The sequence below is a fragment of the Pseudomonas sp. LW8 genome (genome assembly GCF_041956865.1).
GTDB lineage: Bacteria > Pseudomonadota > Gammaproteobacteria > Pseudomonadales > Pseudomonadaceae > Aquipseudomonas > Aquipseudomonas siliginis.
Window position 1 is genome coordinate 4,469,367 of sequence record NZ_CP168138.1, and the last position, 21,500, is coordinate 4,490,866.

General features: G+C 60.7%; 18 protein-coding genes. 8 read left to right on the forward strand and 10 right to left on the reverse strand.

All coding sequences use genetic code 11. From position 1 onward, the window contains the following. Positions 1-183: 183 nt before the first annotated feature. The 5 genes from AB9L16_RS20120 (at position 184) to AB9L16_RS20140 (ending at position 8,263) form a co-directional block, all read left to right on the forward strand. A complete protein-coding gene (locus AB9L16_RS20120; protein WP_375122603.1) occupies positions 184-1,611 on the forward strand; it encodes a di-heme oxidoredictase family protein in 1,428 nt (475 codons plus the stop codon). A gap of 27 nt (positions 1,612-1,638) precedes the next feature. Beyond that, a complete protein-coding gene (locus tag AB9L16_RS20125) occupies positions 1,639-2,703 on the forward strand; it encodes an imelysin family protein (RefSeq protein ID WP_375122604.1) in 1,065 nt (354 codons plus the stop codon). A gap of 14 nt (positions 2,704-2,717) precedes the next feature. Then, positions 2,718-3,818 (forward strand): DUF1513 domain-containing protein, encoded by a 1,101-nt coding sequence (locus tag AB9L16_RS20130; RefSeq protein ID WP_056789981.1) that lies wholly within the window; start codon positions 2,718-2,720, stop codon positions 3,816-3,818. A gap of 256 nt (positions 3,819-4,074) precedes the next feature. Further along, a complete protein-coding gene (locus tag AB9L16_RS20135) occupies positions 4,075-5,223 on the forward strand; it encodes an efflux RND transporter periplasmic adaptor subunit (RefSeq protein ID WP_375122605.1) in 1,149 nt (382 codons plus the stop codon). A gap of 13 nt (positions 5,224-5,236) precedes the next feature. After that, on the forward strand, positions 5,237-8,263 hold the full coding sequence (locus AB9L16_RS20140) for a multidrug efflux RND transporter permease subunit (protein ID WP_252884770.1): 3,027 nt from the start codon (positions 5,237-5,239) through the stop codon (positions 8,261-8,263). 269 nt (positions 8,264-8,532) lie between these two features. Here AB9L16_RS20140 and AB9L16_RS20145 read toward each other — a convergent pair whose 3' ends face one another. From AB9L16_RS20145 to colR, 5 genes are all read right to left on the reverse strand, one after another. Beyond that, positions 8,533-8,760 (reverse strand): hypothetical protein, encoded by a 228-nt coding sequence (locus AB9L16_RS20145; protein ID WP_041479852.1) that lies wholly within the window; start codon positions 8,758-8,760, stop codon positions 8,533-8,535. A 2-nt stretch (positions 8,761-8,762) separates the two neighbouring features. Then, on the reverse strand, positions 8,763-9,479 hold the full coding sequence (locus tag AB9L16_RS20150; protein WP_150637393.1) for a lipopolysaccharide kinase InaA family protein: 717 nt from the start codon (positions 9,477-9,479) through the stop codon (positions 8,763-8,765). 3 nt (positions 9,480-9,482) lie between these two features. Beyond that, positions 9,483-10,151 carry a class I SAM-dependent methyltransferase gene (locus AB9L16_RS20155; protein WP_041480029.1) on the reverse strand — a complete coding sequence of 223 codons (669 nt, stop codon included), beginning with the start codon at positions 10,149-10,151 and terminating at the stop codon, positions 9,483-9,485. A gap of 149 nt (positions 10,152-10,300) precedes the next feature. After that, positions 10,301-11,584, reverse strand: a complete 1,284-nt coding sequence (locus AB9L16_RS20160; RefSeq protein ID WP_041479854.1) for a HAMP domain-containing sensor histidine kinase — start codon at positions 11,582-11,584, stop codon at positions 10,301-10,303. Beyond that, on the reverse strand, positions 11,574-12,257 hold the full coding sequence (gene colR / locus AB9L16_RS20165) for a two-component system response regulator ColR (RefSeq protein ID WP_041479855.1): 684 nt from the start codon (positions 12,255-12,257) through the stop codon (positions 11,574-11,576). The genes AB9L16_RS20160 and colR overlap by 11 nt, the downstream gene beginning before the upstream one ends. A gap of 207 nt (positions 12,258-12,464) precedes the next feature. Here colR and AB9L16_RS20170 point away from each other — a divergent pair, with 207 nt between their 5' ends. Beyond that, positions 12,465-13,208, forward strand: a complete 744-nt coding sequence (locus AB9L16_RS20170) for a phosphatase PAP2 family protein (protein WP_375122606.1) — start codon at positions 12,465-12,467, stop codon at positions 13,206-13,208. A 190-nt stretch (positions 13,209-13,398) separates the two neighbouring features. On the opposite strand, the gene groL is transcribed toward AB9L16_RS20170, so the two are convergent. The 4 genes from groL to AB9L16_RS20190 form a co-directional block, all read right to left on the reverse strand. After that, positions 13,399-15,045, reverse strand: coding sequence for a chaperonin GroEL (groL, locus tag AB9L16_RS20175; RefSeq protein WP_016773419.1), 1,647 nt, complete (start codon positions 15,043-15,045; stop codon positions 13,399-13,401). Between the two features lie 50 nt (positions 15,046-15,095). After that, entirely contained in the window at positions 15,096-15,389 is a 294-nt protein-coding gene (locus tag AB9L16_RS20180; RefSeq protein ID WP_007916610.1) for a co-chaperone GroES, read from the reverse strand. A 259-nt stretch (positions 15,390-15,648) separates the two neighbouring features. Further along, positions 15,649-16,125 carry an FxsA family protein gene (locus tag AB9L16_RS20185; protein WP_016773418.1) on the reverse strand — a complete coding sequence of 159 codons (477 nt, stop codon included), beginning with the start codon at positions 16,123-16,125 and terminating at the stop codon, positions 15,649-15,651. Between the two features lie 71 nt (positions 16,126-16,196). Then, a complete protein-coding gene (locus AB9L16_RS20190; RefSeq protein ID WP_095181796.1) occupies positions 16,197-16,922 on the reverse strand; it encodes a HugZ family protein in 726 nt (241 codons plus the stop codon). A gap of 163 nt (positions 16,923-17,085) precedes the next feature. Between AB9L16_RS20190 and AB9L16_RS20195 the strand changes: the two genes are divergently transcribed. Next, the gene (locus AB9L16_RS20195; RefSeq protein ID WP_375122607.1) at positions 17,086-17,844 is read left to right on the forward strand and encodes an SDR family oxidoreductase; all 759 of its coding nucleotides are present in this window, start codon (positions 17,086-17,088) and stop codon (positions 17,842-17,844) included. A gap of 132 nt (positions 17,845-17,976) precedes the next feature. Here the strand turns inward: AB9L16_RS20195 and apbC are convergent, their stop codons facing one another. Beyond that, complete coding sequence (gene apbC, locus AB9L16_RS20200; RefSeq protein ID WP_375122608.1) at positions 17,977-19,071, reverse strand: iron-sulfur cluster carrier protein ApbC; 1,095 nt, start codon at positions 19,069-19,071, stop codon at positions 17,977-17,979. Between the two features lie 319 nt (positions 19,072-19,390). Here apbC and metG point away from each other — a divergent pair, with 319 nt between their 5' ends. Then, positions 19,391-21,442, forward strand: a complete 2,052-nt coding sequence (gene metG, locus AB9L16_RS20205) for a methionine--tRNA ligase (RefSeq protein ID WP_095181794.1) — start codon at positions 19,391-19,393, stop codon at positions 21,440-21,442. Positions 21,443-21,500: the final 58 nt, after the last annotated feature.

Below are 21,500 nucleotides of genomic sequence, written 5' to 3' on the forward strand. Positions count from 1 at the left end.
GCTTGATCCGGCGCAGCATTTTCAGCGCGTCGGGCATCGCTTTCGCGAGCAGGCTCGCTCCCACAGTGTTGGCATGCGCTTAAAGGCTTGCGCGATATCAAGCAAACGATAATTCCTCTTATTCAAACTCTTCCGCCCTGTTAGACTTTGCGCCTTCATTTTTGCCCTTCCGCAGGATGTCTGATGCCCTCGCTGCCTCTTCGCTTGTCCGCACTGTTGCTGGCCCTGGGCCTGAGTGCCTGCGATGACGCCCCGCGTTTCACCAAGGCCGAGCCGGGGGAAGCGCGTTCGGGCGGTGCGGCGACTGTGCGCAAGAGCGATCAGAACGCCTTTTCCCTGCCATCGGCCAACCTGCCGCCCTCGCGGCGCGTGGACTTCAGTGTCGGCAACAGTTTCTTTCGCAGCCCGTGGGTGATCGCGCCGTCGACCACCACGGCGCGCGACGGCCTCGGCCCGTTGTTCAATACCAACGCCTGCCAGAACTGCCACATCAAGGACGGTCGCGGGCATCCGCCGGCACCTGATGCAAGCAATGCAGTGTCGATGCTGGTACGCCTGTCGATTCCCGACGCGCCGCCCTACGCCAAAGTCATCGAACAGCTCGGCGTGGTTCCGGAGCCGGTGTATGGCGGGCAGTTCCAGGATATGGCCGTGCCCGGCGTTGCCCCGGAAGGCAAGGTGCGGGTGGATTACACGCCGGTGCCGGTACGCTTCAAGGACGGCACTGAAGTCGAGCTGCGCAAACCGACCTTGCAGATCACTCAACTCGGTTACGGGCCGATGCACCCGGACACGCGTTTTTCCGCGCGGGTGGCGCCGCCGATGATTGGTCTGGGCCTGCTCGAAGCGATCCCTGAAGAGGCGATCCTCGCCAACGCCGCCGCCCAGGCGAAAGAGAACAACGGCATCAATGGCCGACCCAACCAGGTCTGGGATGACCAGTTGCAGAAAACCGTCATCGGCCGGTTCGGCTGGAAAGCCGGGCAACCGAATCTCAATCAACAGAATGTTCACGCGTTCTCCGGTGACATGGGCCTGACCACCAGCCTGCGGCCGTTCGACGATTGCACCGAGGCGCAGACTGCCTGCAAACAGGCGCCGAACGGCAATGGCCCGGACGGTGAACCGGAGGTGAGCGACAACATTCTGCGGCTGGTGCTGTTCTACAGCCGCAATCTCGCAGTGCCGGCGCGCCGTGGCGTCAACGATCCACAGGTGCTGGCCGGCAAGAATCTGTTTTTCCAGGCCGGTTGCCAGTCGTGCCACACGCCGAAATACACCACGGCCGCCGATGCCGCCGAACCGGAATTGGCCAATCAGGTGATTCGTCCATACAGCGACTTGCTGCTGCATGACATGGGCGAAGGCCTGGCGGACAACCGCACCGAATTTCAGGCCTCCGGCCGCGACTGGCGCACGCCGCCGTTGTGGGGGATCGGTCTGACGCAAGCGGTCAGCGGTCACACCCAGTTTTTGCATGACGGTCGCGCACGCAACCTGCTCGAAGCGGTGCTCTGGCATGGCGGCGAGGCGACGGCGGCGCAGCAACAGGTTTTGTCTTTCAATGCCGAGCAGCGCGCTGCGTTGCTGGCTTTTCTGAACTCACTTTAAATACTGTAAAAGCATCGGGAGCCCGACATGTTCCGTCCCAAGTTACTGTTCACCAGCCTTGCCGCGCTCGCCCTCGGCGCCTGCTCGCCGCAGGACCCGCAAGCGGTCACTTCGGCGGCGATCGCCAAATCGGTGATCCTGCCGACCTACACTCGCTGGGTCGAAGCCGACAAGCAACTGGCGGTCAGCGCCCTCGCCTACTGCCAGGGCAAAGAGACCCTGGAAACCGCCCGTGCCGACTTCCTTCACGCGCAGAAAGCCTGGGCCGAGTTGCAACCGCTGTTGATCGGGCCGCTGGCCGAGGGCAATCGCTCGTGGCAAGTGCAGTTCTGGCCGGACAAGAAAAATCTCGTCGGCCGTCAGGTCGAGCAACTGGTCGTCGCCCAGCCGCAGATCGATGCCGCAGCGCTGGCCAAATCCAGCGTCGTGGTGCAGGGCCTGTCGGCTTACGAATACATCCTCTTCGACGCCAGGCCTGACGTCGCCAACGATGCGCAGAAAGCCAAATACTGCCCGCTGCTGATCGCCATCGGCGAACGCCAGAAGCAACTGGCCGAAGAAATCCTGCAGGGCTGGAACAACACCGACGGCATGCTCGCGCAGATGAGCAAGTTCCCTAACCAGCGCTACGCCGACTCCCACGAAGCGATCGCCGATCTGCTGCGCGTACAAGTGACTGCACTGGATACCCTGAAGAAAAAACTCGGCACGCCCATGGGCCGGCAGAGCAAAGGCGTGCCGCAGCCATTCCAGGCGGATGCGTGGCGCAGCCAGTCGTCGCTGACGGCGCTGGAAGCCAGCCTTGCCGCCGCCAAAACCGTCTGGGAAGGCGTCGACAACAAAGGCCTGCGCGGTCTGCTGCCGGCCGAGCAGAAACCTTTGGCGGACAAGATCGATGCCGCTTATGCCGCTTCGCTGAAGCTGTTCGACAGCACCCAGCGTTCGCTCGGCGAAATGCTCGAGGACGACGCCGGGCGCCAGCAACTCAACGATATCTACGACAGCCTCAACGTCGTCCATCGCCTGCATGAAGGCGAGCTGGCCAAGGCGCTGGGCATCCAACTGGGCTTCAACGCCAACGACGGTGACTGATGAGGGCGAGTGCCATGCTGCGACGTCAGGTTCTGACTTTAGGTAGTGCACTGCTGGGAGCAGTGACGCTGGGCGGCTGGACGCTGTTCAAACGCAAGGATCAGAGCCCGCTGCTGCTGTCGGCGCGCGACGATACTGACGGCAAGCATTACGCCGTCGGCTATCGGCTCGACGGTACGCGGGTGTTCGCCACCCACGTCGGCCAGCGTTGCCACGACATCATCAATCATCCGACGCAGCCGCTGGCGCTGTTCGTCGCGCGGCGTCCGGGAACCGAGAGTTACCTGATCGACCTGCGCGACGGCAAGCTGCTGCAGACCGTGACCTCGCAGCCGGACCGGCACTTCTACGGCCACGCCGTGGTGCACAAGGACGGCGAATACCTGTACGCCACCGAGAATGACACGAGCGATCCCGGCCGTGGCCTGCTCGGTGTGTACAAGTTCGAAGGCGAACGGCTGGTGCACACGGGCGAGATTTCCACTCACGGTCTCGGCCCGCATCAGGTGTCGTGGATGCCCGACGGCGAGACGCTGGTAGTGGCCAACGGCGGGATTCGCACCGAGGCGGAAAGCCGCGTCGACATGAACCTTAACGCCATGGAACCGAGCCTGGTGCTGATGCAGCGCGACGGCACATTGCTGAGCAAGGAAACCCTCGCCCAGCAGATGAACAGCGTCCGCCACCTGGGCATCGCCAGTGACGGCACCATCGTCGCCGGTCAGCAATTCATGGGGCCGTCCCACGAGCGTTCGGAGCTGCTGGCGATCAAGCGACCGGGACAAGCGTTCGTGGCGTTCCCGGTGGCCGAGCAGCAGTTGCAGGCGATGGGGCACTACACCGCCAGCGTCGCGGTGCACAGCGATCTGCGTCTGGTCGCGTTGACGGCACCGCGCGGCAATCGCTTCTTTATCTGGGATCTGGACAGCGGCGAACTGCGCCTCGATGCGCCTTTGCCTGATTGCGCCGGCGTCGGTGCGGTAAAGGATGGCTTTGTCGTGACCTCGGGGCAGGGCCGTTGCCGTTACTACGACTGCCGCCAGGAACAACTGCTGGCCAAGCCGCTGGAATTGCCGGCGGGGCTCTGGGACAACCATCTTCATCTGATGGCCTGATACCCTCCCATTTTTGAGATGGCCCCCCATCCTGTGGCGAGGGGATTTATCCCCGTTGGGTGGCGCAGCCGCCCTTAAAACTGCAATTGCGGTATGACTGATGGATTCAGGGGGCCGCTTCGCAGCCCAACGGGGATAAATCCCCTCGCCACAGGGTTCATATCCGGCCTTCACGTAATAACTGCCAGTTGGAATCCCCACCTGACTCGGAGTAATGTGCCCGCCTGTCTCATGATTTATCCAAGGAACTGGAAATATGCTGCGTCGCCGCATGCTGATCATGTTGGGTGTTGTTTTGCTGATCGTCCTGGTACTGGGCGGATACAAAGCCTTTTCGATCTACACGATGATCCAGGGCTTTTCCAAGCCCAAGCCGCCGATCAACGTCGCCGTGGCCACTGCCGGCGAACAGCCGTGGCAGATGCGCCTGCCCACCGTCGGCACGCTCAAGGCGCTGCAAGGTGTCGACTTGAGTCTGGAAGTCGCCGGCACTGTCACTGAACTCAAATTCGAATCCGGGCAGAAGGTCAAGGCCGGGCAACCGTTGCTGCAACTCGACAGCGCCGTCGAATCCGCCCTGCTGGAAACTGCCCGCGCCGACCTCGGCCTGGCGCAGCTTGATTTCGGCCGTGGCGCGCAACTGGTCGACAGCCGCGCGATCTCCAAAGGCGAGTACGACCGCCTCTCCGCCGTGCTGCAAAAGAACAAGGCCACGGTCAATCAGCTCAACGCATCGCTGGCGAAAAAGCGCATCCTCGCGCCATTCAGCGGCACCATCGGCATCCGCCAGGTCGACGTCGGCGACTACCTCGCCAGCGGTACCAAAATCGCTACGTTGCAGGATTTGAGCAGCCTTTACGCTGACTTCTATGTGCCGGAACAAGCTGTGCCGAAACTCGCTATCGGCCAGCGCGTGCAGTTCACCGTCGCCGCTTATCCGGGACAGAACTTTGTCGGCAAGATCAGCGCGATCAACCCGATCGTCGAAAGCACCACGCGTAATATCCTGGTCCGCGCCACCCTCGCCAACCCCGACGGCAAGCTGTTGCCGGGCATGTTCGCCAGCCTTGAAGTGCTGCTTCCCGATCCGCAGAAGCACATCGTCGTGCCGGAAAGCGCGATCACCTACACCCTGTACGGCAACTCGGTGTACGTGGTCGGGCAGAAGAAGGCCGAGGACGGCAGCGTCGCCAAGGATGACAACGGCCAACCGCTGCTGATTGCCGAGCGGCGCTTCGTCGAGACCGGTGAACGCCGCGATGGCCTGGTGATGATCAACAAGGGCGTGCAGAGCGGCGAACAAGTGGTGACGGCGGGCCAGATCAAACTGGACAACGGCGCCCACATTGCCATCAGCGACGACAAGACCCTCGGCGAGCAGAACAGTCCGCCTCGCGCCGACTGATCAAGGAATCCCCATGGCTTTTACCGATCCGTTCATCCGCCGCCCGGTGCTCGCCACCGTGGTCAGCCTGCTGATTGTGCTGCTGGGCTTTCAGGCCTGGAGCAAGCTGCCGCTGCGCCAGTACCCGCAAATGGAAAACGCCCTGATCACGGTGACCACCGCTTATCCCGGGGCCAACGCCGAAACCATTCAGGGCTACATCACCCAGCCGATGCAACAGAGCCTGGCCAGCGCCGAAGGCATCGATTACATGACCTCGGTCAGCCGGCAGAACTTCTCGGTGATTTCGATTTACGCGCGCATCGGTGCCAACACCGACCGCTTGTTCACCGAACTGCTGGCCAAGGCCAACGAGGTGAAGAACAAGCTGCCGCAGGACGCCGAAGACCCGGTGCTGAGCAAGGAATCCGCCGACGCTTCGGCGCTGATGTACATCAGTTTCTTCAGCAAAGACCTGAGCAACCCGCAGATTACCGATTATCTGTCGCGGGTCATCCAGCCGAAACTGGCGACGCTGCCGGGCATGGCCGAAGCGGAGATCCTCGGCAATCAGGTGTTCGCCATGCGCCTGTGGCTCGACCCGGTGAAACTCGCCGGCTTCGGCCTCAGCGCCGCCGACGTGACTGCGGCGGTGCGCCAGTACAACTTCCTCTCCGCTGCCGGCGAAGTGAAAGGCGAGTACACCGTCACCAGCATCAACGCCAACACCGAACTGAAATCCGCGGAAGCCTTCGCGGCGATTCCGCTCAAGGTCGATGGCGACAGCCGCGTGCTGCTGCGTGATGTGGCGCGGGTGGAAATGGGCGCGGAAAACTACGACTCGATCAGCTCGTTCGGCGGCACGCCGTCGGTGTACATCGGCATCAAGGCCACCCCCGGCGCCAACCCGCTGGACGTGATCAAGGAAGTGCGCAAGCTGATGCCCGAGCTGGAAGCGCAGCTGCCTCCGAACCTGAAAAGCGAAATCGCCTACGACGCCACGCTGTTCATTCAGGCCTCGATCGATGAGGTGGTGAAGACCTTGTTCGAAGCGGTACTGATCGTCATCGTCGTGGTGTTCCTGTTTCTCGGCGCGTTGCGCTCGGTGGTGATCCCGGTGGTGACCATTCCGCTGTCGATGATCGGCGTGATGTTCTTCATGCAGATGATGGGTTACTCGATGAACCTGCTGACGCTGCTGGCAATGGTGCTGGCCATCGGTCTGGTGGTGGACGATGCGATTGTCGTGGTGGAAAACATCCACCGGCACATCGAGGAAGGCAAGACGCCGTTCGATGCAGCCCTGGAAGGCGCCCGGGAAATCGCCATGCCGGTGGTGTCGATGACCATCACCCTGGCGGCGGTGTATGCGCCGATCGGTTTCCTCACCGGGCTGACCGGGGCGTTGTTCAAGGAGTTCGCCCTGACCCTGGCCGGCGCAGTGGTGATTTCCGGCGTCGTCGCCCTGACGCTGTCGCCGATGATGTGCGCGTTTCTGCTGCGCCACGAAGAGAATCCCAGCGGCCTGGCCCATCGTCTCGACCGAGTCTTTGAAGGCCTCAAGCGCCGTTATCAAAGCATGCTGCATGGCACGCTGAATACTCGGCCGGTGGTGCTGGTGTTCGCGGTGATCGTGCTGTGCCTGATTCCGGTGTTTCTCAAGTTCACCAAGTCGGAACTGGCCCCGGACGAGGACCAGGGCATCATTTTCATGATGGCCAGCGCGCCGCAGCCGACCAACCTCAACTACCTGAGCACCTACACCGACGAATTCATCACCATCTTCAAGGAGTTTCCCGAGTACTACTCCTCGTTCCAGATCAACGGCTACAGCGGCGTGCAGGCCGGTATCGGCGGTTTCCTGCTCAAGCCATGGAATGAGCGCAGCCGCACGCAGATGGAAATCCTCCCCGAGGTGCAGAGCAAACTGGAGAGCATTCCCGGCCTGCAGATCTTCGGTTTCAACCTGCCCTCCCTGCCCGGCACCGGTGAAGGCCTGCCCTTCGAATTCGTGATCAACACCGCCAATGACTACGAGCTGCTGCTGCAAGTCGCCGAGCGCATCGAGAAACGCGCCATGGAGTCGGGCAAGTTCGCCTTCGTCGACCTCGATCTGGCGTTCGACAAGCCGGAAGTAGTGGTCGATATCGACCGCGACAAGGCTGCGCAGATGGGCGTGTCGATGCTCGACCTCGGCAGCACGCTGGCGACCTTGCTCGGCGAGGCGGAGATCAACCGCTTCACCATCGACGGGCGCAGCTACAAGGTCATCGCCCAGGTCGAACGGGCCTACCGCGACAACCCGGACTGGCTGAACAATTACTACGTGAAAAACACCCAGGGCGAATTGCTGCCGCTGTCGACCTTGATCAAGGTCAGCGACCGCGCACGGCCGCGCCAGCTCAATCAGTTCCAGCAGCTCAACGCAGCGAAGATTTCCGGTTTCCCGCTGGTGAGCATGGGCGAAGCCATCGATACCGTGCTGCAGATTGCCCGCGAAGAAGCACCGGCCGGGTTTGCCTTCGATTACGGTGGTGCCTCGCGCCAGTACGTGCAGGAAGGCAGCGCATTGTGGGTCACATTCGCTCTGGCGCTGGCGATCATCTTTCTGGTGCTGGCCGCACAGTTCGAAAGCTTCCGCGATCCGTTGGTGATTCTGGTCACCGTACCGCTGTCGATCTGCGGCGCGCTGATCCCGTTGTTCCTCGGCTGGTCGAGCATGAACATCTACACCCAGGTGGGGCTGGTGACGCTGATCGGCCTGATCAGCAAGCACGGCATCCTGATCGTCGAATTCGCCAACCAGTTGCGCAAGGACAAGGGCCTGAGCGCCCGTGACGCGGTGGAGGAAGCGGCAGCAATTCGCTTGCGCCCGGTACTGATGACGACGGCGGCAATGGTGTTCGGCATGGTGCCGCTGATTCTGGCAACCGGCGCGGGCGCCGTGAGCCGCTTTGATATCGGCATGGTGATTGCCACAGGGATGTCGATTGGCACGTTGTTTACGTTGTTCGTGCTGCCGTGTGTTTATACCTTCCTTGCTAAGCCAGATGCCAGATAAGCACATTTCCCTGTGGGAGCGAGCCTGCTCGCGAATGCGGTAGTTCAGTTGAATCGATGTTGATCGTTCCCACGCTCTGCGTGGGAATGCAGCTCGGGACGCTCCGCGTCCCATTGGAACGCGGAGCGTCCTTTGAGGCGTTCCCACGCAGAGCGTAGGAACGATCAAGCAAGATCAAAAGATCGCAGCCTTCGGCAGTTCCTACACAATCCGTATTCCAAATAAAAGGCCTCGCAATTGCGAGGCCTTTTATTTGGGCTTGAATCGTTTCAACTGGCTGGCCTCATCCCTTGAGACAGTCCGAACATGAACAACAGCAGATCATGATCGGGCTGGGTCGCCACGGAAGCCTTGGCCACCCGTGGAACCGAACAATGAGCGTCGTTCCCGGACGCCCCTATGACCTGCATGCGCGGCTGCTCCCAGGCAGCCACCGCCAGTGAAGCAACTGCCAAGGCCCCGATCAGGAACAAACCTCGTGCAATTTCGAGTTTCATCGCTATAAACCTTTGATAGCGCTGCCAAACGCCGTCTCATAAAAGTAGACGAGTTTCTTCCAGTCGGCATCGCGGAACGACGAATGGCGACGCAGTTGCTTCATGTCATGCTGCGCGGCGCGATAGGGGGTCAGACGCTGGCGGCACTTCTCCAGATCGATCAACGCCACTTCAACCTGCGCCGCTTCGCCCTCGCCGGTGACCCGAACGAAAACGTGCTTGATGTAAATGCAGCTGTGCTGCCAGCGGCCCTTGTGCATGCGCGCCAGGTTCTCGGCGAGGTCCTTGAGGACTTTCTCGTAAACCACGTCGCCACACTGATCGCGACCACCGGCGGCGGCCAGCCAGTGTTCCAGTTCCTGGAAACCGTCGAGGGATTTGGTGACGAGCAGTGCGCGCCATTTGTGCTGCGGATCAGGCTGAGCGCCACAAAAGACGATTTGCGGTACGCGCACGCCGAGTTTGCTAACGCCAGTCAGGGCGTCGAGTTCGCGCAATACGGTCGGGCGACCGAAGGGGTGCAACCAACTGCGATAGATGTGCCCGGTCTGGCGCTTGGCGTACAAGAGTTGACCGTCACGGTCGACGATGCGCTGCACCCCGCTTTCGCCACCACGGCGCACATTGGGTTCTTCAACCCATTCGCCGCGCTGGTTCCAGTAATAATCGAAACGATCCTGGGGAGCGCCATCCGCTTCAACCGCTGCTTGCACTGCCATCCTCTACCTCTTGCGTAATACGTAAACTCGCCACATCGCATAGAGCGGTATGAAGTCCAGTTGTTCCTGAATGCGGAAACCCGCCTGTTCAAATTCTTTCTCGATCGTCGCCGCCGGAATCAGAAACCGATTCTGGTAATCATGACTTGGCCGATCCCGCTCGGCACGCTTGCGCTTCCAGGCCTTGAAATTGCCGTCGACCCACAACGAAACAATCACGCTGTCGCGGGTCACCCGCTCGAACTCGCGCAGGATCACCCGGCGGTGCTCGGCCTCGCCGATGTGGTGCAACAGACGCATGCAAAAGATGCTGTCGACCGAGTTATCCGGCAGAGCGATATCGAATGCCGAGGTGTGCAGCGGTTGTACACGCTTGACCACCTCGGCCGGTTGTCCCTGCATCGCGGTCTTGATCATCGACTCGGAATTGTCCGCGCCGATGATCACCCGGTTGGGTTTCTCCGCGAGCATTGGCCAGAAACGCCCGGCACCGCAGGGCAGATCCAGCACCAGCCCGGGATCTCCCGCCAGCGCCAAGGCCTTGCGACCGACTTGCTCATCGCGCAGGTGCGACAGGCGGCGACCAAGGCTTTGCTGGTGCTTGCGCAGATATCGTTGTGCGTGTTGGTCGTCGTACTTTTCGGAAAAATCGAGCTTGATCGGGCCGGCCATCATCTGGACTCCTGTTCTGATGACGCCACCTTAAACAGCGGCGTGTCAGCGTCAGGTCATCCAATTGTGAAAAATCTGTCAGGTAAATCCGTAAATTATTACAACGTTATACAGGATTCAGACAGGTGTACGGGAGTAGCCTCGAGCCACTATTTGCTGGCATTCACGCCAAGATCTACCTCGAATCGGCAGCCATTGGGGTCCATCGTGCTCAAGCTGACCGTCCAGCCCTGGTTTTCGCAGATACGCTGCACCAGCGACAAACCCAGGCCCAGGCCTTCGCCACGCTTCTCGCTGCCGCGCACAAAGGGCTCGAACATCGCCTCGCGTTTTTCCTCGGGAATGCCCACGCCCGAATCCTCAACGACGAAACCGTTGGCGGTGAGCGTCAGGCGAATGAAACCCTGTTCGGTGTAATGCAGTGCGTTACGCAAAAGGTTACCCATCACCGCGTTCAGCAAGGTCGCGTTGTAGCGAGTATCCGCTGGTGTGCCCGGCTCGAATATCAGTGTCAGCCCCTTGCGCTCGATCGGCTCACGCCACAGGCACAGCAGGCTCTCGGCCACTTGTGTGAGGTTCTGCTGGGGCGCCGCTGCGGCCTCTTCGTTCTGCGTGCGCGCCAGCATCAGGAAGGTCTGTACCAGTTCGCGCATCTCCTCGCTGGCCCGGGCAATGCGCTCGACCTGGGCGCGACCGCGCTGATCGATTCCGGGGTTTTCCAGCAGCAGTTCGCAGGAACTGGCCAGGACCATCAGCGGCGTGCGCAATTCATGGCTGACGTCGCTGGTGAACAGACGTTCGCGGGTCAGTGCCTGACGCAAGCGCCCCAGGGTGGCATCGAACGCCACCGCCAGTTCACCGACTTCATCCGCCGCGTAGTCCGGCGCCAAGGGTGGCGCCAGCCCGAGCAGCTGGTCGCGATGCCGGACCTGCCGCGCCAGGCGCACCACCGGCGCCATCACCTTGCGCGCGAGCACCCAGCCGAGAAATACCGCCAAGGCCAGACTGAGCACGAAGCCCACCAGCACCACCGCAAACAGCACGCGCTCGCGCTCTTCGAAATCGCTTTGGTCCTGCAGCAAGACATAACGCCGACCATCCACCACTTCGACCATGGCGTGATAGGACAGCTGCTCGCGAAAGACCTCATGGAAACCGGCATCGAGGTGACGCAGATCCTTGGGCAGGTCGAAATCCCCAGGCCCGCCACTGAAATAGAACAACTGATCCGGCTCGGGCCGATGGCTCCAGTCGGAGACATTGTCCATCAGCAGCAAACGTTGCAGGTCGCCGCCCAATCCCGCCGAAATCAGTTTCTCTTCCACCAGGTGCACCGTCGCGACGATGCCCATGGCGAAAGCGCCGGCGACCAGTGCGCTCATCAGCGCAAAGGCGATGATGATCCGCTGGGAAAGACTCTGCTTAAACTCCATCTCGGCCCTCGGCCAAGCGATAACCGACACCGTGCACGGTGTGCAGCAGTGGCTTGGCGAATGGCTTGTCGATCACCTGGCGCAATTGGTGAACATGGCTGCGCAGGCTGTCGCTGTCCGGGCAGTCATCACCCCAAAGCGCTTCTTCGAGAATCTCCCGACGCAGCACGTGCGGGCTCTTCTGCATCAACACCGCGAGCAGCTTGAGACCCACCGGGTTGAGTTTGAGCAGCTTGCCTTCGCGGGTCACTTCCAGGGTGTCGAGGTCGTAGCTCAGGTCACCGACCTGCAACGCCCGGCGACCGCCGCCCTGAGCACGGCGCATGACCGCTTCGACGCGGGCCGCTAGCTCGGACAGCGCAAACGGTTTGATCAGGTAATCGTCGGCGCCGGACTTGAAGCCCTGCAGACGGTCGTCGAGTTGATCACGGGCGGTCAGCATGATCACCGGCGTGTCACGCCGGGCGTCTTCGCGCAGGCGTTTGCACAAGGTGTAGCCGTCGATGCCGGGCAGCATGATGTCGAGCACGATCAGATCGTAATGCTCGGTCGCCGCCAGATGCAGACCGGACAAGCCGTCTTGTGCGCAATCGACGGTATAGCCCTTGAGGCCCAGGTAATCGGCCAGATTGGCCAGGATGTCACGGTTGTCTTCGACCAGCAGAATTCGCATGGACATCTCCTCCGAACGGGGTAACGGCCGTCTTGGCCCGCGCAGCTTACGGCCAAGAGCGGCTGAGGGCTAGGGGCGTTTTTCGATAAACCTGCGCTGCGCGCTGCGACGTTTTTTTCACTTTCGGTTAACAAATCGCCGACGCCAGCGCGCGCAGACTCCGCGCGATTACGCTCTCTCCTCCGTTCATCGACCAAGGAACCTGCCATGGTGTCGACCTCTGCCCTTCCCGCTGCAAGACCGCTCAACTGGTGGTTGTGTCTGGGCATTCCCGCAGCGGCGGCGATCATTCTGCTGTTGCTCGAACTGACCGATCTGGACATGGTTCTGGCGCAGATGTTCTACGACCCGGTCGCGGGGGATTTCATCGGGCGGCACAGCTATGTGCTTGAAGACATCCTGCATGACCGGGCAAAACAGCTGGTGATCGGCTTCTCGGTGTTTGCCATTCTGGGTTTCATCGGTGCGTTTTTCATCGAACGGCTGAAACCGTTCAAGCGTGAATTGGGCTGTCTGGTGCTGTCGCTGGGGCTGGCGACTTCGTTTGTCACTCCGGTCAAAGCCGTCACCGCTGTGCAGTGCCCATGGAGCCTGGAGCAATTCGGCGGCCACGAGACCTACAGCAAACTCATGGAACATCGCCCCGCCACGGACAAGCCGGGACGTTGCTGGCCGGGTGGCCATGCGGCGACCGGGTTCACCCTGTTTGCACTGTTCTTCGTGCTGCGCGACCGCCGTCCACGACTGGCGCGGCAGGCGTTTGTGTTCGCCTTTGCGCTGGGTTCGGTGTTCTCGATCAGTCGCATGATGCAAGGCGCGCACTTCTTTTCGCACAACGTGTGGACGGCGATTTTCTGCTGGCTGATTTGCCTGGGGGCTTATTACTGGGTGCTGTATCGCCCGGCTGGCAAGACTTCGACGGCGATGAACACACAGCCGATCAATGCCTGAAATAAAGCACCTGTGGGAGCGAGCCTGCTCGCGAATTGTCGGCTCAACTGGCTTGCATGTCGGATGACAGACCGCTTTCGCGAGCAGGCTCGCTCCCACAGGGGGATACCAGTGAGCTTCGAAATTGGGGTAATAAAAAACCCCGCTGACTTTCGCCAGCGGGGTTTTGCGTTACAGGGCCAGGGCTGGCTTACATCATGCCGCCCATGCCACCCATGCCGCCCATGTCTGGCATACCGCCGCCAGCTGCACCTTCTTTCTTCGGTGCGTCGGCAACCGCTGCTTCGGTGGTCAGGATCAGACCGCCGATCGAGGCTGCAGCTTGCAGAGCCGAACGGGTTACCTTGGTTGGGTCCAGGATGCCCATTTCGATCATGTCGCCGTATTCGCCGGAAGCAGCGTTGTAACCGAAGTTACCTTTGCCGTTCTTCACTTCGTTGACGACGACGCTTGGCTCGTCACCGGAGTTGGCAGCGATCTGACGCAGCGGCGCTTCAACAGCGCGACGCAGCACAGCGATACCGACGTTCTGGTCAGCGTTGTCGCCGGTCAGCTCGGTCAGTGCTTCCAGAGCACGGATCAGCGCCACGCCGCCGCCAGGTACCACGCCTTCTTCAACGGCTGCGCGGGTTGCGTGCAGGGCGTCTTCAACGCGGGCTTTCTTCTCTTTCATTTCAACTTCGGAACCAGCGCCAACCTTGATCACTGCAACGCCGCCGGACAGCTTGGCCAGACGCTCTTGCAGTTTTTCACGGTCGTAGTCCGAGGAAGTTTCGGCAACCTGGGCGCGGATCTGAGCGATACGGCCTTCGATGTCTGCCTGCACGCCAGCACCGTCAACGATGATGGTGTTTTCCTTGGACAGGGTTACGCGCTTGGCGTTACCCAGGTGCTCCAGGGTGGTGCTTTCCAGGCTCAGACCGATCTCTTCGGAGATAACGGTACCGCCGGTCAGAACAGCGATGTCCTGCAGCATGGCCTTGCGACGGTCGCCGAAGCCCGGTGCCTTGACGGCAGCGACTTTGACGATACCACGCATGTTGTTCACAACCAGAGTCGCCAGGGCTTCGCCTTCAACGTCTTCGGCCACGATCAGCAGCGGACGGCCGGCTTTGGCAACGGCTTCCAGCACTGGCAGCATTTCGCGGATGTTCGAGATCTTCTTGTCGACCAGCAGGATCAGCGGGCCGTCGAGCTCGGCAACCATGGTGTCCGGCTTGTTGACGAAGTATGGCGACAGGTAGCCACGGTCGAACTGCATGCCTTCTACAACCGACAGTTCGTTTTCCAGGCCCGAGCCTTCTTCAACGGTGATCACGCCTTCTTTACCGACTTTTTCCATGGCTTCGGCAATGATGTCGCCGATGGAGTTGTCGGAGTTGGCCGAGATGGTGCCGACCTGAGCGATGGCTTTGAAGTCAGCGCATGGCTTGGACAGGGCTTTGAGCTCTTTGACAATGGCGATGGTCGCCTTGTCGATGCCGCGCTTCAGGTCCATCGGGTTCATGCCGGCAGCGACGGCTTTCAGGCCTTCGTTGACGATCGACTGAGCCAGAACGGTAGCGGTGGTAGTACCGTCACCAGCGTCATCGTTGGCACGGGAGGCAACGTCTTTGACCAGCTGCGCGCCCATGTTTTCGAAGCGGTCATCCAGTTCGATTTCTTTGGCGACGGAAACGCCGTCCTTGGTGATGGTCGGAGCGCCGAAGCTCTTCTCGATAACCACGTTACGGCCTTTCGGGCCCAGGGTCGCTTTTACCGCGTCAGCCAGAACGTTGACGCCTTTGAGCATCTTGGTGCGGGCGGCATCGCCGAACTTAACTTCTTTAGCAGCCATGATCGATATTCCTTAAATACTTTGTAGTAACGGGAAAATGAACGGGAGTATCAGCCTTCGATAACCGCGAGAATTTCGTTCTCGCTCATTACCAGCAGGTCTTCGCCATCGACTTTCACAGTGTTGCTGCCGGAGTAAGGACCGAACACAACCTTGTCGCCTTCCTTCACGGACAGTGCACGCACTTCACCGTTTTCCAGAGCTTTGCCCGGGCCTACAGCGAGAATCACACCGTGGTTGGCTTTTTCAGCAGCCGAACCTGGCAGGACGATACCGCCAGCGGTTTTCTTTTCTTCTTCGCTGCGACGGATGACGACGCGGTCATGCAGAGGACGAAGCTTCATTGTCGATCTCTCCTAATTGTGGTTTTCATCGGCCGGTGTAGTCCCGGCGGGTTTAACGAATCCGGCCTGCGCCGGTTGCGGTCCGTCGAGCGAACCGCGCAAGTCTGTCCGGTTTGAATACCGGAAACCTTTCGGTGACCGATACATAGGGGCGTACAAGCCGATTACAAGGGCTGGCGGAAAAAATTTTTCATCGCCACACCGTAAAAAAGCGCCATAAACGAGCACGGCACCCGAGGGTGCCGTGTCGATGCTGATATCACTTGTTGTCGCGGTGTTCGAACTCGCCTTCGATCACATTCGGCTCTCGACCGAGCGGCTCGCGCGGGGCCGGGCCGCCACGGGGTTGCAGGTCGTCGGCGAAGGCGCGCTGACGCATGGCCTGATCTTCGGCGCGCTGGCGCATCTTGTTCGCCAGCAGACGACGGGTGACCGGCAACAGCATCACCAGACCGACCACGTCACTGATGAAGCCGGGAATGATCAACAGGCCACCGGCGAGTGCCAGCATCAGGCCTTCGAGCATGGTCTGCGCGGGCAACTCGCCGCGATTCAGGCTTTCCCGGGCACGCAATGCGGTGGCCAGACCGGCGACGCGCAGCACGAACACACCGAACATCGAGCCGAGAATGATCAGCAGCAGGGCCGGGAAGAACCCGATAGAGCCTGCCACTTTGACGAATACGAACAGCTCCAGCACTGGAAACAGCAGAAAGAGCAACAGAAAAGGGCGCATCAAAGTTTCCTCAACGCAAGAAATGCCTTGCAGTAAGCCCTAGATGACGTCGCCCTTGCGTGAATTCAAGCTTAACTTTGCGCTTTTTTCGGCCAGGACTGGGCGTGAGCCAGAGAAACCAAGGCCTCGCGCACTTGTGTCGGCGTATTACATGGCGCCGCGAAGGGCAACCAGTAGACGGCCTGACCGATGCGCAGGTGCATGCCCTCGCTGTCGATGCCGGCCAGTTGCGCCGGCGTGCTGTTGGGCAGCCCGGCCAGCTCGACGTAATGGGCGATGGCTTTGGCATGGTCGCTGTTCATGTGCTCGACCATGCTGATTTCAGCCTTGCCGGCGAACGGGTTGGCCAGGGTCAGATCGTCGATCCAGTGAATCGCACCAAAGCCGCCGATGTAGCGATGGCGCACCGGATCGAGCACCCAGAAATCGAAATCGTGGGCCTGGTGATAATTCTGCGAGTCGGGGAAATAGCGGTAGTAGCGTTCGGCGGCAGCCTCAATCGCTGCCGGTTCTGCGAGCTTCTGCGCTTCGGCCAGATAAGTCAGCCGCCCGACCGCCTGCACATCGTCGGCCTCGCGCTCGCCCACCAGCATCGAACACTTCGGATCTTTCTGCAGGTTATGCGTGTGCTGGGCGATGCGGCTGATCAGGATCAGCGGCCGGCCCTGCTCGTCCAGGCAATACGGCACAACCGAGCCAAAGGGAAAACCCGGCATCGATTTGGAGTGGGTCGACAGCACTCCCCGGTATTCCTTGAGAAGCAATTCTCGGGCATTCTTCGCCACTTCAGCGCTCAATTTGTGACTCCTTAATTAGGTTCCGTCTAGAAAACGGACAGGCGCGCAGCGAAAAGTAACCGGCGCGCATCGGGCAAATGTTCGTGTGCTACCAGGCCTGACCGGTGCCGATCGAGCGTTGCCGACAACAAAAACAACTCAGACCTGCCAGCGGGACATGCGAATGCAACTCAACGACAAAGTAATCATTATCACCGGCGGTTGCCAGGGTTTGGGCCGTTCCATGGCCGAGTATTTCGCCGGCAAGGGCGCGAAGCTGGCCCTGGTCGATTTGAATCAGGAAAAACTCGACGCCGCCGTGGCCGCCTGTAAAGCCAAGGGTGTCGAAGCGCGCAGCTACCTGTGCAACGTCGCCAATGAAGAACAGGTCGAGCACATGGTCGCGCAAGTGGCCGCAGACTTCAGCGCCATCCACGGCCTGATCAACAACGCCGGGATTCTGCGCGATGGTCTGTTGTTGAAGGTCAAGGACGGTGAGATGACCAAGATGAGCCTGGCGCAGTGGCAGGCAGTGATCGACGTCAACCTGACCGGCGTGTTCCTCTGCACCCGTGAAGTCGCGGCGAAGATGGTCGAGCTGAAGAACAGCGGCGCGATCATCAATATTTCGTCGATCTCCCGCGCAGGCAACGTCGGGCAGACCAACTATTCCGCAGCCAAGGCCGGCGTCGCAGCGGCGACCGTGACCTGGGCGAAGGAGCTGGCGCGTTACGGCATTCGCGTGGCGGGCATCGCACCGGGCTTCATCGAAACCGAAATGACTTTGGGCATGAAACCGGAAGCGCTGGAGAAGATGACGTCGGGGATTCCGCTCAAGCGCATGGGCAAGCCCGAAGAGATCGCCCATTCGGCGGCGTATATCTTCGAGAACGACTACTACACCGGGCGGATTCTGGAGATGGATGGCGGGTTGCGTATCTAAGTCCCATTACACAAGCCAATGTGGGAGCGAGCCTGCTCGCGAAGGCGTCGTATCAGGCAACTGATGAGTTGGATGACACACCGCTTTCGCGAGCAGGCTCGCTCCCACAGGTTTTTCAGCGCTGCCGATGGATCAATCGTCGCTGATGGTGATGTTCGGCATCGCCGGCGTGGCGGCTTCCTGCAACACGATCCGCGCGCCGACGTGGCGGGCCAGTTCCTGATAGACCATGGCGATCTGGCTGTCCGGCTCGGCGATTACGGTTGGCTTGCCGCCATCGGCCTGTTCGCGGATCAGCATCGACAGCGGCAGCGAGGCCAGCAATTCGACGCCGAACTGGGTCGCCAGTTTCTCGCCACCCCCTTCACCGAACAGATGCTCGGCATGCCCGCAGTTCGAGCAGATGTGCACGGCCATGTTTTCCACCACGCCCAGCACCGGAATGTTGACCTTGCGGAACATTTCCACGCCTTTGCGCGCGTCAAGCAGCGCCAGATCCTGCGGCGTGGTGACGATCACCGCACCCGCCACCGGGACTTTCTGCGCCAGAGTCAGTTGAATGTCGCCGGTGCCTGGTGGCATGTCGATGACCAGATAATCCAGATCGCCCCACGCGGTTTGCGTAACCAGTTGCAGCAGCGCCCCGGAAACCATCGGCCCGCGCCAGACCATCGGCGTGTTGTCGTCGGTCAGGAAGGCCATCGACATGACTTCCACGCCGTGAGCCTTGAGCGGCACAAACCACTTCTGATCCTTGACCTCAGGACGGGTGCGCTCGGGAATGCCGAACATGATGCCCTGGCTCGGGCCGTAGATATCGGCGTCGAGGATGCCGACTTTGGCACCTTCCCGGGCCAGCGCCAGCGCGAGATTGGCAGCGGTGGTGGATTTGCCCACGCCGCCCTTGCCGGAAGCGACGGCGACGACGTTCTTGACGTTGGCCAGCCCGGGAATCTGCGCCTGGGCCTTGTGCGCGGCGATCACGCTGGTGACCTCGACGCGAGCGATGACCACGCCGTCGAGGTTTTCGATGGCCAGTTGCAGCAATTGCGCCCAACCGCTCTTGAACAGTCCGGCGGCGTAGCCGATTTCCAGCTGCACATTGACGCGGTCACCGATGATCTCGATGTTTTTCACGCAACCGGCGCTGACCGGGTCCTGGTTCAGGTAAGGGTCGGTGTATTGGCTGAGGACGGCTTCCACCGCTGCGCGAGTGACGGCGCTCATGGGCAACTCCGATAACAAGACTGGAAAGAATGGCGGCTATCGTACGCTGGACACCGATTTGAGGCGAACAGATTACTTGCGCTGAAAAGCCACCGTGGTGAGGGGATTTATCCCCGTTCGGCTGCGCAGCAGTCGTAAAGCCATTGCACTCGGACTATCTGATACATCGAAGTTTGCGGTTTTCGGGCGGCTTCGCCACCCAGCGGGGATAAATCCCCTCGCCACAAGAACACTCAAAGTACCCAGTGGCGCAGGGGTGAAAAATATGCGCCGGCGCTTTATAGTGGCCGACCTCCGTTTCATCAAGTAGCGAAGCCCCATGTCCGAGCCACGCAAGATCCTCGTCACCAGCGCCCTGCCCTACGCCAATGGTTCGATTCACCTTGGCCACATGCTGGAATACATCCAGACCGATATGTGGGTGCGCTTCCAGAAGCATCGCGGCAACCAATGCATTTATGTCTGCGCCGACGACGCCCACGGTTCGGCGATCATGCTGCGCGCGGAAAAGGAAGGCATCACCCCGGAACAACTGATCGCCAACGTGCAGGCTGAACACAGCGCCGACTTTGCCGACTTCCTTGTCGATTTCGACAATTTCCACTCCACTCACGCCGAAGAAAACCGTGAGCTGTCGAGCCAGATCTACCTCAAGCTGCGCGACGCCGGGCACATCGCCCAGCGCTCGATCACCCAGTATTTCGACCCGGAAAAGAAAATGTTCCTGGCCGACCGCTTCATCAAGGGCACCTGCCCGAAATGCGGCACCGAAGACCAGTACGGCGACAACTGCGAAAAATGCGGCGCGACCTACGCACCGACCGACCTGAAGGATCCGAAGTCGGCGATCTCCGGCGCCACCCCGGTGCTCAAGGATTCCCAGCACTTCTTCTTCAAGCTGCCGGATTTCCAGGAAATGCTTCAGGCCTGGACCCGCAGCGGCACCCTGCAGGACGCCGTGGCCAACAAGATCGCCGAATGGCTGGATGCCGGCCTGCAGCAGTGGGACATCTCGCGCGATGCGCCGTACTTCGGCTTCGAGATCCCGGGCGAGCCGGGCAAGTATTTCTACGTCTGGCTGGATGCGCCGATCGGTTACATGGCCAGCTTCAAGAACCTCTGCAACCGTACGCCGGAGCTGGACTTCGACGCGTTCTGGGGCAAGGACTCGACCGCCGAGCTGTATCACTTCATCGGCAAGGACATCGTCAATTTCCACGCGCTGTTCTGGCCAGCCATGCTCGAAGGCGCCGGCTACCGCAAGCCGACCGGCATCAATGTGCACGGCTACCTGACCGTCAACGGCCAGAAAATGTCCAAGTCGCGCGGCACCTTCATCAAGGCCCGCACTTATCTGGATCATCTGTCGCCGGAATACCTGCGCTACTACTACGCGGCCAAGCTTGGCCGTGGCGTCGACGACCTCGACCTGAACCTCGAAGACTTCGTGCAGAAGGTCAACTCCGACCTGGTCGGCAAAGTGGTCAACATCGCCAGCCGTTGCGCCGGGTTTATCCACAAAGGCAACGGCGGCCTGCTGGTCGACAACAATGCCGCGCCGGAGCTGACCGAGGCCTTCCTCGCCGCCGCGCCGAGCATTGCCGACGCCTACGAGGCCCGCGATTTTGCCCGCGCCATGCGTGAAACCATGGCTCTGGCTGACCGCGCCAACGCGTGGATCGCCGACAAGGCCCCGTGGTCGCTGAACAAGCAGGAAGGCAAGCAGGATGAAGTCCAGGCGATCTGCGCCACCGGCATCAACCTGTTCCGCCAGTTGGTGATCTTCCTCAAACCGGTACTGCCGCTGCTGGCCGCAGATGCCGAGGCGTTCCTCAACGTCGCGCCGCTGACCTGGAATGACCACACCACCCTGCTGGCTAATCACCAGCTCAACGAATTCAAGCCGTTGATGACCCGCATCGACCCGGTAAAAGTGCAAGCCATGACCGACGCATCGAAAGAAGACCTGACCGCCAGCCAGACCGACACTGGCGAAGCCAAGCCTGCGGGCAACGGCGAACTGGCCAAGGATCCGCTGTCGCCGGAAATCGATTTCGACGCCTTTGCCGCCATCGATTTGCGCGTCGCTTTGATCGTCAAGGCCGAACACGTCGAAGGCGCCGACAAGCTGCTGCGCCTGACCCTCGACATCGGTGACGAGCAACGCAACGTGTTCTCCGGGATCAAGAGCGCCTACCCGGACCCGTCCAAGCTCGACGGTCGCCTGACCATGATGATCGCCAACCTCAAGCCACGGAAAATGAAGTTCGGTATTTCCGAAGGCATGGTGATGGCGGCGGGCCCTGGTGGTGAAGAGATCTACCTGCTGAGCCCGGACAGCGGCGCCAAGCCGGGTCAGCGCATCAAGTAAGACGTTGCCGCAAAACGATCCCACCGACGTGCTCTGCATGCCGGTGGGATTTTTCATA

What these genes read in the sequence shown, in the direction of transcription:
- AB9L16_RS20145 (WP_041479852.1), bottom strand. Translation starts at nt 8,760, where the DNA reads ATGAAACTCGAAATTGCACGAGGTTTGTTCCTGATCGGGGCCTTGGCA.
- AB9L16_RS20170 (WP_375122606.1), top strand. Translation starts at nt 12,465, where the DNA reads ATGGTGTCGACCTCTGCCCTTCCCGCTGCAAGACCGCTCAACTGGTGG.
- groL (WP_016773419.1), bottom strand. Translation starts at nt 15,045, where the DNA reads ATGGCTGCTAAAGAAGTTAAGTTCGGCGATGCCGCCCGCACCAAGATG.
- AB9L16_RS20180 (WP_007916610.1), bottom strand. Translation starts at nt 15,389, where the DNA reads ATGAAGCTTCGTCCTCTGCATGACCGCGTCGTCATCCGTCGCAGCGAA.
- AB9L16_RS20120 (WP_375122603.1), top strand. Translation starts at nt 184, where the DNA reads ATGCCCTCGCTGCCTCTTCGCTTGTCCGCACTGTTGCTGGCCCTGGGC.
- AB9L16_RS20160 (WP_041479854.1), bottom strand. Translation starts at nt 11,584, where the DNA reads ATGGAGTTTAAGCAGAGTCTTTCCCAGCGGATCATCATCGCCTTTGCG.
- AB9L16_RS20155 (WP_041480029.1), bottom strand. Translation starts at nt 10,151, where the DNA reads ATGGCCGGCCCGATCAAGCTCGATTTTTCCGAAAAGTACGACGACCAA.
- AB9L16_RS20150 (WP_150637393.1), bottom strand. Translation starts at nt 9,479, where the DNA reads ATGGCAGTGCAAGCAGCGGTTGAAGCGGATGGCGCTCCCCAGGATCGT.
- metG (WP_095181794.1), top strand. Translation starts at nt 19,391, where the DNA reads ATGTCCGAGCCACGCAAGATCCTCGTCACCAGCGCCCTGCCCTACGCC.
- AB9L16_RS20130 (WP_056789981.1), top strand. Translation starts at nt 2,718, where the DNA reads ATGCTGCGACGTCAGGTTCTGACTTTAGGTAGTGCACTGCTGGGAGCA.
- AB9L16_RS20195 (WP_375122607.1), top strand. Translation starts at nt 17,086, where the DNA reads ATGCAACTCAACGACAAAGTAATCATTATCACCGGCGGTTGCCAGGGT.
- colR (WP_041479855.1), bottom strand. Translation starts at nt 12,257, where the DNA reads ATGCGAATTCTGCTGGTCGAAGACAACCGTGACATCCTGGCCAATCTG.
- AB9L16_RS20135 (WP_375122605.1), top strand. Translation starts at nt 4,075, where the DNA reads ATGCTGCGTCGCCGCATGCTGATCATGTTGGGTGTTGTTTTGCTGATC.
- apbC (WP_375122608.1), bottom strand. Translation starts at nt 19,071, where the DNA reads ATGAGCGCCGTCACTCGCGCAGCGGTGGAAGCCGTCCTCAGCCAATAC.
- AB9L16_RS20140 (WP_252884770.1), top strand. Translation starts at nt 5,237, where the DNA reads ATGGCTTTTACCGATCCGTTCATCCGCCGCCCGGTGCTCGCCACCGTG.
- AB9L16_RS20125 (WP_375122604.1), top strand. Translation starts at nt 1,639, where the DNA reads ATGTTCCGTCCCAAGTTACTGTTCACCAGCCTTGCCGCGCTCGCCCTC.
- AB9L16_RS20185 (WP_016773418.1), bottom strand. Translation starts at nt 16,125, where the DNA reads ATGCGCCCTTTTCTGTTGCTCTTTCTGCTGTTTCCAGTGCTGGAGCTG.